We start from the raw sequence: 9300 nt of genomic DNA on the forward strand, positions 1-9300 counted from the left end.
CTGCTGTATTGGCCCAGGAGACGCGCCATGCCTCAAGAGCGAGGACCCGCACAGCTCGACCTCTTCACCGGCGCCGCCGTGGAGCCGCCCGCCAAGGGCCGCAAGGGCTCGCAGCCCGTGGAGCCCGCGGCCGTGCCGGAGTCGCTGGCCACGCTGGGGCGGGAGCTGCCGCAGGGGGTGTTCCTCGGGACGTCCTCGTGGACGTTCCCGGGCTGGTCCGGCATCGTCTATGACCATGAGGCCTCCGCCTCACAGCTCGCGCGGGAGGGACTGGCCGCTTACGCGCACCACCCGGTGCTGCGCACGGTGGGCATCGACCGGACCTTCTACGGCCCCATCGCCTCCAGCGCCTTCGCCGAGTACGCCGCCCAGGTGCCGGACACCTTCCGCTTCCTGGTGAAGGCCCATGAGGTCTGCACCCTGGCGCGCTTCCCGCTGCACGAGCGCTACGGCGCGCAGCGGGGACAAACCAACGAGCGCTTCCTCCATGCCGCCTACGCCTCGGAGGCCGTCGTCATGCCCTTCGTGGAGGGGCTGGGGGAGAAGGCGGGGCCGCTCGTCTTCCAGTTCCCGCCGCAGGACCCGCAGGCGCTCGGCGGGCCCGCGCGCTTCGTGGAGCGCCTGCACGCCTTCTTCGCCGCGCTGCCGAAGGGGCCGCTGTACGCGGTGGAGCTGCGCAACGAGGAGCTGCTCACGGAGGGGCTGGCCCAGGCGCTGGCGGACGTGGGCGTCAGTCCGGTGCTGGCGGTGTGGGCGCACATGCCGCCCGTGGGCCGGCAGGCGAAGCTCACTCGCGCCTTCGAATCCCGCGCGCTGGTGGTGCGGTGGATGCTCCCGCCGGACCTCGGCTACGAAGAGGCGCGCGCGCGTTACGCGCCGTTCAATCAACTGGTGGACGAGGACGTCCCCACGCGCGATGTCCTGGCCCGGGTGTGCCTGGCGGCGCTGCGCCGGGACAAGCCCACCTTCATCACCATCAACAACAAGGCCGAGGGCAGCGCGCCACTGTCCGCTATCAAACTGGCCGAGCGCGTCGTCCTGGGCAGGCGGGAAGAGGCCGAGCGTCAGGCCACCCCCCGTTGAGTGTCACTTGCCACTGAGCACGCGTCTTGCTTACCTGTGGAGCCATGACAGTCATGACGGTTGCGGCACTGGTGGTCCAGCTGATGTCCGCAGGGGGCGCAGGCGCCCAGGGCGAGCAGGCAGCCGGACGCCAGCAAGGCGACCCGGGCAGCATCTCCACGAACCTCTCCGCGCTGAAGGGCGAAGTCTCATCGCTGTCCGAGCGCTTCAAGGCCGCTCGCGAGCGGCGCCGCTTGCAGGCGGAGAAGGAGAAGCAGGAGTGGGAGCGTGAGCCGAAGGCGCCTGCCAGTCCTCGACGCGAATGAGCCGCCGCTCCCGCCCGAAGGGCCGGAGCCGCCGCCTTCCGAGGACGAAGCGGTAGAAATTCCCATTGATGGGAACCTGGACCTGCACCTCTTCCACCCGCGCGACGTGAAGGACCTGGTGGTGGAGTACCTCTGGGCGTGCAGGCAGAAGGGCGTCCTGGACGTGCGCATCATCCACGGCAAGGGCACCGGCGCGCTGAGGCGCACCGTGCAGTCGCTGCTCCCCAGGTTGCCGGAGGTGGAGTCGTTCCGTTCCGCGGGCGAAGGGGACGGAGGCTGGGGCGCGACGTGGGTGCGCCTGCGCCCAGCGGACTACGACAGCCAGAAGTAGGCGGAGGCGATGAGGGCGCGCTTCTCCGTCACCTTCGCCTTGTTGGCCAGATCCGCCAACTGCCGGTCCTTGGAGGCATAGCGCTTCTCCTCCTCGTTGCGGAGCGAGGACAGCTTGCGGCGGTACTCGCGCTCCATCCGGTCGGAGTGCGCGCGGGCCTTGGCCTTGTCGGCGATGTCCTCGGCCAGCCCCACCTGCTTGCGCGCTTCAGTCCACGTCTGCCGCGCGGCTTCCACGGCCTCACGCGACTCCATGAGGCAGTCCTCGACGTAGCGGTCCGCGCGCTCCTTGGCCTTGTCCAGCTCCAGGGCGTTGCGCCGCTCCGCGGCCCGGACGATTTCGTCCTTCGCCGCCATCAGCGCCTGCTCCTGCATCAGTTGCACGGACACCGGCGCGGGCTGACGCCGCCGCTCCGGCTTCGCCGCCAGCTTCACGAAGTGCGCGCCGTCCGCCATGGGCAGGGCGCGGAAGCCGTCCCTGTCGCGCACGAGCACCAGGTGGGCCAGCTTCTCCTCGGGCTTGAGGCCGGTCGTCTCGAACTTGTACGCGAACCACCAGCCCTCGCTGCCCGCGAGCCGCGCCAGCCGTGACGGCAGTCCCGCCGCGTCCAGTTGCAGGTAGCTCACCGCGTCCTGGGTGCGCTCCTTGACGGCATAGGCGGCCTTGGCCACCTCCAGCCGCCCCGAGTTGCGGCTACCCAGCACGGACGCGGTGAGGGCACGGGCCTCCTGCTGACGCTTGGCCAGGGCCTCCTTCGTCTGCTCGTTCTGCCCGCGCAGCCGGCGTCGCACGTCGCCGTCGAAGCGCTCCAGCACCACCGAGCGCATCTCCGTCATGCGCTTGCTGATGCGGCCTTCCAACTCCTCGCGGAGTTTGTCGAAGGCGATGTTGATGTCCTCGGGCTTCCGGCAGGACTGGTAGATGTCCAGGACGCGCCGCTCGAAGTCGACGCCGCTCTCCAGCGCGCCCAGGATTTCGTCGGACGCGCCGAACACGCCGTCGAAGAGGTTCAGCTTCTTCTCCAGCAGCTCGAAGAGGCGGGCGTCCGCCGCGTTCATCCGGTTGAGGAAGTTGATGACCAGCACGTCCCGCTGCTGGCCGTAACGGTGGCAGCGGCCGATGCGCTGCTCCACGCGCTGCGGGTTCCAGGGCAGGTCGTAGTTCACCACCAGGTTGCAGAACTGGAGGTTGAGGCCCTCGGCGCCGGCCTCGGTGCAGATGAGGATCTGCGTGCGGTGGCGGAACTCCTCCACCAGCGCGCGCCGGTCCTCGGGCGTGCCCGCGTCTCCGGACAGCAGGGAGATCTTCCCCTGGTAGCCGCTCTCCGACAGGAGGTTGAAGAGGTACTGCTGCGTGCGCTTGGACTCGGTGAAGATGAGCGCCTTCTCCGGCCAGCCGTGCGACTTCATCACGGCGAAGGTCCGGTCCAGGCCGCGCTTGAGCGCCTCGCCCTTGGCGTTGACCTTGATGGAGTCCGCCAGGTCCGCGTACTGGCGCAGCTCCCAGACCTCCTGCTCCAGCGCGCGGACGTTGGGCGCCTTGGCCGGGTCGTCCGACCACTCCTCGCCCTCCTCGACGAACTGCTTGGCCTCCTCGGGCTCGAACATCGCCAGGGCCTGCTGGCCCAGCTTCGCCGCCTGGAGCCGCTTCTCCAGGTTGTCCGACAGCCGGCGCAGCGTGGGGGCGATGGCGTAGGTGGAGGACGCGAGCAGCTTGCGGTAGCAGAGCGTCAGCAGCGTCTTCTTGCCGGGCTCAATCGCCGCGGCCTCGGAGCGCTGGAGGTACTCGCTCACCTTCTCGTAGAGGTCGTGCTCCTCCGGGGAGGGGGTGAAGTCCTCCACGATGGAGCGGCGGTTGGTGTAGCGGACGTATTCGCGCACCTGCCGGCGCAGGGTGCGCTGCACCACGGGGGCCAGCCGCTCCTTCAGCTCGATGGCGGCGGCCTCCGGCATGCCACCGGCCTCGTCCGTCCGGTAACGGCTGCGGAAGGCGTGCTCGGGTCCGAGGATCTGCTCGTCCAGCAGGGACATCAGCCCGAACAGCTCCATCAAGTCGTTCTGGAGCGGGGTGGCGGTGAGCAGCAGCTTGGGCTTGCCGGCCAGGGACGCCTTCAGGGCCTGGCCCATCTTGTTGTTGGCCCGGTGCGCGTTGCGCAGGCGGTGGGCTTCGTCGATGACCACCAGGTCCCACGGAATCTCCGCCGTCAGGTGCGCCTTGTTCGCCGCGAAGGGGTGCGAGCAGATGACGGGGAAGGGCTGGTCGAAGCAGTTCCCCGTGGCGCGCACGGTGCGGCCGTCCACCAGGACGCTGTCCAGGTCGAACTTCTCCCGCAATTCGCTGTTCCACTGCGCGCGCAGCGTGGCGGGCGCCAGGATGAGGATGCGCGACTTCCCCTCGGCCATGAGCTGGGCGATGACGAGCCCCGCCTCAATGGTCTTCCCCAGGCCCACCTCGTCGCCCAGCATGCAGCCGCCGCGCGACAGCGAGTCGAGCGCGAACATGGCGCCTTCGACCTGGTGCGGGTTGAGGTCTACCTTCGCTTCCGACAGCGCTCCCGCCAGCCGTTGCTGCGTGTCACCGCTGCGCGCCAGCAGTTCCTCTGCCAGCAGCCGCTCATGGAAGGGCGTCAACGCCGTGGGGGCCGCCGCCGACTCGGACTCCATCCGTGCCGCCACCGCCGCCGCCGCCGCGTCCGCCTCAACCTCCACCCTGAATCCCCTCGCGACCTCCGCCAAGACCTTCTCCATCCGTGGTGTTTTCGAGGTCGCCCACCGTCACGGCGGGCGAGGACCGGCCATTTTGTTGACGCGCGCCTATCTGTAAAGGGGGTCGTGTCCGAGGCCGAAAAATCGGCCTCCGCGCGATTGGCATGCTTCTTTGCGAGCGGCGTCGATACACGTTGACTGCACACTGCGTACAAAACTTTCGCTGGACTTGACGCAGAGGCCTAGAGCAGTCCGCGCGCCTTCACGTCCAGGTAGGCGTTGAGCGTGGCCGCGCCGAAGCCGCGCGCGGGGGCTCGGATCACCAGCGCGCCCGCGTCCCGCAGGGTGGTGGCCGTCCGCCGGTACTCCGTCTCCAGCCGTGCCGCGGCCTGGCGCGCGTAGGCATCCTGCGTCTGCGCGGGCACACCGTGGGCCGCCGCCTGGACGTCCTCGTCCAGCAGCGAGGCGACGACGGGCAGGTGCCGGGGGCGCAGCGCCAGCGTGCGCGTGAGGAGGCTGGCGGAGGCGTCCGGGTCCACCAGGTCCGTGAACAGCACCACCAGGGCGCGCCGCGTCTGGCGTGCAAAGGCGAAGTCGAAGGCGCGGCCGTAGTCGCTCTCCTCGAGCGCGGCCTCGGTGCGGTAGAGCGATTCGGTGATGAGCCGCAGGTGCTCGCGGCCCTTGCGTGGCGGCAGGTAGGCCCGCACGCCGCTGGCGAACGCCAGCACGCCGACCACGTCACCGGCCTCCAGGCCCACGCGCGCCAGCCGCAGCGCCGCGTCCACCGCATGGTCCAGCTTGCGCCGCTCCTGGATGCGCCCCGCCATGTGCCGGCCGCAGTCGAGCAGCAGGAGCACCGGCTGGTGCTGCTCCGGCTGCCACGTGCGCACCAGGGTGTGGGCGTGGCGCGCGGACGCCTTCCAGTCGATGTGACGGTAGTCGTCGCCGGGGCGGTACTCGCGCAGCGACTCGAACTCCCGGCCCTCCGAGGCGCGCCGCCGCTGCGTGCGCGCGGAAGGGGCGTCCGAGGCGTGGGCCAGCGCTAGCGCTTCGCGGGTGAGCGCGGTGAGGTCCGGGTACACCTTGACGTCCATCGTCGCGGGGACGCGGACCTGCCGCGCGCACAGGCCCAGGGGGCCTCGCAGCCGCAGGTGCACGTCCCCGAAGCGGGCGTCACCCCGCGAAGGCGGCGTGACGAAGTAGGTGAGCTCCTGGGGCGTGGTCCGTGCCGCGGGCAGGGTGAGGGATTGCCGGTGCCCGCTGCTGGCCATGTCCTCGGGCGGCTCGTCGCGGACCTCCACGTGCAGCGGCGCGGTGCCGGTGTCCTGGCGCTCCAGCGCCACGTGCACGGCGTTGCGCGTGCCGGAGGAGAGGACGGGCTCCACGCGCCGCCAGACGCGGACGCTCTGGGCGCGCGGGGCCCGGAGGAAGTCCACGGCGCAGAGGGCCAGCACGGCCACGTCCGTCGCCAGCGCGAGCCAGCCGAACGCGGGGCTGGCCACCGCGAGCGCCGCCGGGAGGAGCCCCGCCGCCAGCAGGGCCACGGCGAGGCCGGTGGGGACGGGGCGCCCGGCGCTCACCGGGGCACTCGGACCCGCTCGAGCGTCTGCTTCAGCACGTCGTCCGCGGTGATGCCTTCCACCTCGGCCTCGGCCTTGAGGAGCAGCCGGTGGTTGAGGACGCTGAAGGTGACGGCCTTGACGTCATCCGGGGTGACGAAGTCCGTGCCCATCAGCGCGGCGCGGGCCTTCGATGCCGCGAGCAGCGCCTGGGCCGAGCGGGGGCTGGCGCCCAGGCGCACGCGCGGGTTGGTGCGCGTCTCCCGGACGATGGCCACCACGTACTGGATGATGGAGTCGTCACACGACACGCGGGCGGCGCGCGCCTGCAGCTCCAGCAGCGTGGGCGCATCCAGCACCTGGCGGGTGGTGGCCGGCTTGCCTTCGCGCTGGTGGAAGGCGCGGAGCATCGTCGTCTCCGCCGAGGCCTCCGGGTAGCCGACGCGCACGCGCATGAGGAAGCGGTCCAGCTGGGCCTCCGGCAGCGGGTAGGTGCCCTCCAGCTCCAGGGGGTTCTGCGTGGCCACCACGAAGAAGTGGGGCGGCAGCGCGTGGGACACGCCGTCGATGGTGACCTGCCGCTCCTCCATGGCCTCCAGGAGCGCGGCCTGCGTCTTGGGCGGGGTGCGGTTGATTTCGTCCGCGACCACCACCTCCGTGAAGATGGGGCCCTTCACGAGGCGGAAGGCGTGGTCCTGGGGCTGGAAGACGTTGGTGCCCAGGATGTCCGCCGGCATCAGGTCCGGGGTGAACTGGATGCGCGTGAAGAGCAGCCCCAGCGCGCCGGCCATGCTGCGCGCGGTGAGCGTCTTGGCCACGCCGGGCACGCCCTCCAGCAGCACGTGGCCGCGCGCGAGGAAGGCCGTCACCAGGTCCTCCAGCACGCGCTGCTGGCCGAAGACGGCCGCGTCGAGCGCGGCGGTGAGACGGGAGAGGGGAGAGGCGTCGGACATGGTGGCCGGTGACGCTAGCCCGCTGCCGCGGAGGGCGGCAGCGCTTTTTCATTCGAGGCGCGGAGGCTCAGTGCGAGGACTGGCCCTTGAGCCCCAGCAGCGTGCCGCCCAGTGTGGCGACCGCGCCCAGGATGGCCACGTAGACGCCGAAGCTGGGCGATGAGTTCATCATCTCCGAGTTGCCGATGGGCGTGGGCACCATCGTCGTGTCGGACGACACCTTGATGAACACGACGCACCAGATGAGGCACACGATGCTGACGATGAGCTGGCCCATCCACGGCACCACCGGGTTCACGTTCGGGAGCGAGCCCTTGACGCGCACCGTGACAGCCGTCAGTAGGAGGATGGACATGATGAAGGCGCCGAAGCCCAGGCTCATCAGGCCGAGCACGTCTCCATCCACCGCCGTCTCCTTCCACGGAAGGAAGCACGACATCAGCACCACCGCCGCGCCCCAGAACGCAACCTTGTCGCCACCCTGGAGCTGAGCGAACAGCTCCTTCGCGTCACGGATGAGCTCATCCGGGTCGGTGACGGCGCTGCTACCACGGTCGTTCGAGTCCGCGCGGTCCCACGGGTCCACCGAGGCCGCGGGCTCGGGAGCGGGCGCCTTGCGAGGCGCGGGCCGAGGCGCCGCTGCGCGCGACGCACGCTGCTGCGGCGCACTGCGGGCGATGTCCTCCATGCTCCGGATGTTGGTGGAGTCCGAGTCGGGCGGCGGCGCGGCGGCGGGCCGACTTCCGGACTTGCCTGCGGCCGGACGTGGGCGCCGCGGGGGAGGCGGCCTGGCGGCTCGGCGGGGGTCCTCCGCCGCGTCCGTGGACTCCTCAGACTCTTCGGCCGGCGGTTCCCCCGAGAGGAACGAGCCATCGATGATGTAATCGCAGACGGAACAGATGGACGTGTTGGCGGCTACCTTCGAGCCGCAGCCAGGGCAGTTCAGGACCAACGCTCCCGCGGAGAGAATCCACGTATCATCTTCGGAGCGCTGGCCTTGCGTGTCAAACCCCTCGCGGCCTAACCCCTGGATTTTCGCGGGGAATTGACCTAGGCCCGCGCCATGCGCCGCTCGCACTCCGTCCGTGCCCTGTCGACATGTGTCGTCGCTTTCTCGCTGCTGTCCGGATGCGTCCGTTCCGTGCCGCCGGTGAAGCCGCCTCCCGTGGACGCGCAGACGCTCGAGCGCATCCAGGCGTGGGAGGACGCGCGCTCGCTGGGGCATGGGGCCCTGGTGTCGCTGGCGGCCAGCGCACCGGATGCCCGGGTGCGTGCTCGGGCCCTGCGGGCGCTGGCGCGAATCCAGGACCCGGCCACCCTGGAGACCGTCATCGCGGGGCTGAAGGATGAGGACGCGGCGGTACGTGGCGAGGCGGCCTTCGCCGCGGGCGTGCTCGCCCTGTCCTGGGAGCCCCTGGTGGATGCCGAGCTCGCGGCGTTGGAGAAGGCGCTGCTGGAAGCCGGGCGGACAGAACGCGACGCGGACGCGCGGCGGGCGGTGGTGGAGGCCGTGGGCCGGCTGGGGACACCCGGAGCCGTGGCGTGGCTGTCCGAGCGGATGCGCGAAGCGGATGGGGCGGAGGCGGCCTGGGCCACGCAGGCGTTGGGCGTCCTCGCACGCACCCGCGGCGCGGCGGTGGTTGCCCTGGTGCCCCTGGCGCCAGCGGAGGCGCTGCTCGCGGCCGAGCGGCCGGTGGAGGCGCGTCAGGCAGGGGCTTATTTCCTGGCCACCGTGAAGCGGCCCGAGGCCTTGCTCGCGCTGCGCCGCTGCCTGGGGGATGCGGACGCGGACGTGCGGGCCTCGTGCGCGAAGGGCTTCGGTGACGTGGGTGGTCCCGAGGATGCCGCGGTCCTCGGGCGGCTCTTGGAGGACACGGTTCCGCGTGTGGCGGCGGAGGCGGCGCGCTCGCTGGCGAAGCTGGCGGCGGCTTGCAGTGGACCGTGCACCGCGGTGGATGCGCTGGAGGCCTTGGCGGCGCGAGCCAAACGCGTGGCCCGGGGCATGGCGCCTCCGGCGGCGGCGGGGGCATCGGCGCCGGAGGGCGCGAAGGCGCCGGTGGAGACATTGGCGCGGTCGGCGGAGGGACATGCGCTGCTGGCGCTGGCGCAGCAGGGCCTGCCCGCCTTCGGGCGTCCCGTCCTGGAGTCGCTGCGGCTCGCGCTGGCGGACGCGGAGCGGGGCGCGGCCTCGGATGTCGCGCGAGCGGACCTGGCCTGGCTGGACTGCCGGCTGGCGGCGGCGGTGGACCGGCAGGAGGGAGCGCTGAAGGAAGTCCTGGGCTGCGGCTATGGGCGCGTGCCCGAGGCGCGCCGGTTGGCGTTGGGGCTGCGCGAAGTGGCTCAGTCGAAGGGGCAGGGCGGGGC

General features: G+C 71.3%; 8 protein-coding genes. 4 read left to right on the plus strand and 4 right to left on the minus strand.

What is annotated here, in order from left to right; translation table 11 throughout:
* The first annotated feature begins 27 nt into the window (after window positions 1-27).
* Genes FMP39_RS30650 through FMP39_RS30660 form a run of 3 tightly spaced genes read left to right on the plus strand, consistent with a single transcriptional unit; the run spans window position 28 to window position 1719 of the window.
* Entirely contained in the window at window positions 28-1083 is a 1056-nt protein-coding gene (locus tag FMP39_RS30650) for a DUF72 domain-containing protein (protein ID WP_141593631.1), read from the plus strand.
* A gap of 53 nt (window positions 1084-1136) precedes the next feature.
* Window positions 1137-1388 (plus strand): hypothetical protein, encoded by a 252-nt coding sequence (locus tag FMP39_RS30655; protein WP_141593632.1) that lies wholly within the window; start codon window positions 1137-1139, stop codon window positions 1386-1388.
* Window positions 1351-1719, plus strand: coding sequence for a Smr/MutS family protein (locus tag FMP39_RS30660; RefSeq protein WP_140864294.1), 369 nt, complete (start codon window positions 1351-1353; stop codon window positions 1717-1719). Before FMP39_RS30655 ends, FMP39_RS30660 begins: the two co-directional genes overlap by 38 nt.
* On the opposite strand, the gene FMP39_RS30665 is transcribed toward FMP39_RS30660, so the two are convergent.
* From FMP39_RS30665 to FMP39_RS37575, 4 genes are all read right to left on the minus strand, one after another.
* Complete coding sequence (locus tag FMP39_RS30665; protein ID WP_141593633.1) at window positions 1701-4466, minus strand: SNF2-related protein; 2766 nt, start codon at window positions 4464-4466, stop codon at window positions 1701-1703. The two genes, FMP39_RS30660 and FMP39_RS30665, sit on opposite strands and share 19 nt — an antisense overlap.
* 200 nt (window positions 4467-4666) lie before the next feature.
* Window positions 4667-6004: a DUF58 domain-containing protein gene (locus FMP39_RS30670; RefSeq protein ID WP_141593634.1), complete on the minus strand. Its 1338-nt coding sequence runs from the start codon at window positions 6002-6004 to the stop codon at window positions 4667-4669.
* Window positions 6001-6936, minus strand: coding sequence for a MoxR family ATPase (locus FMP39_RS30675; RefSeq protein WP_141593635.1), 936 nt, complete (start codon window positions 6934-6936; stop codon window positions 6001-6003). Before FMP39_RS30675 ends, FMP39_RS30670 begins: the two co-directional genes overlap by 4 nt.
* 67 nt (window positions 6937-7003) lie before the next feature.
* A complete protein-coding gene (locus tag FMP39_RS37575; RefSeq protein ID WP_194858628.1) occupies window positions 7004-7624 on the minus strand; it encodes a hypothetical protein in 621 nt (206 codons plus the stop codon).
* A 462-nt stretch (window positions 7625-8086) separates the two neighbouring features.
* Here FMP39_RS37575 and FMP39_RS38605 point away from each other — a divergent pair.
* The coding region (locus tag FMP39_RS38605; protein WP_305036086.1) for a HEAT repeat domain-containing protein at window positions 8087-9300 on the plus strand (1214 nt) is incomplete at its 3' end.

The organism is Myxococcus sp. AB056 (genome assembly GCF_006547365.1).
Classification (GTDB): Bacteria; Myxococcota; Myxococcia; order Myxococcales; family Myxococcaceae; genus Myxococcus; species Myxococcus virescens.

Coding starts and splice junctions, on each gene's coding strand:
- FMP39_RS30650 (WP_141593631.1), top strand. CDS start 28: ATGCCTCAAGAGCGAGGACCCGCACAGCTCGACCTCTTCACCGGCGCC.
- FMP39_RS30655 (WP_141593632.1), top strand. CDS start 1,137: ATGACGGTTGCGGCACTGGTGGTCCAGCTGATGTCCGCAGGGGGCGCA.
- FMP39_RS30665 (WP_141593633.1), bottom strand. CDS start 4,466: ATGGAGAAGGTCTTGGCGGAGGTCGCGAGGGGATTCAGGGTGGAGGTT.
- FMP39_RS30675 (WP_141593635.1), bottom strand. CDS start 6,936: ATGTCCGACGCCTCTCCCCTCTCCCGTCTCACCGCCGCGCTCGACGCG.
- FMP39_RS37575 (WP_194858628.1), bottom strand. CDS start 7,624: ATGGAGGACATCGCCCGCAGTGCGCCGCAGCAGCGTGCGTCGCGCGCA.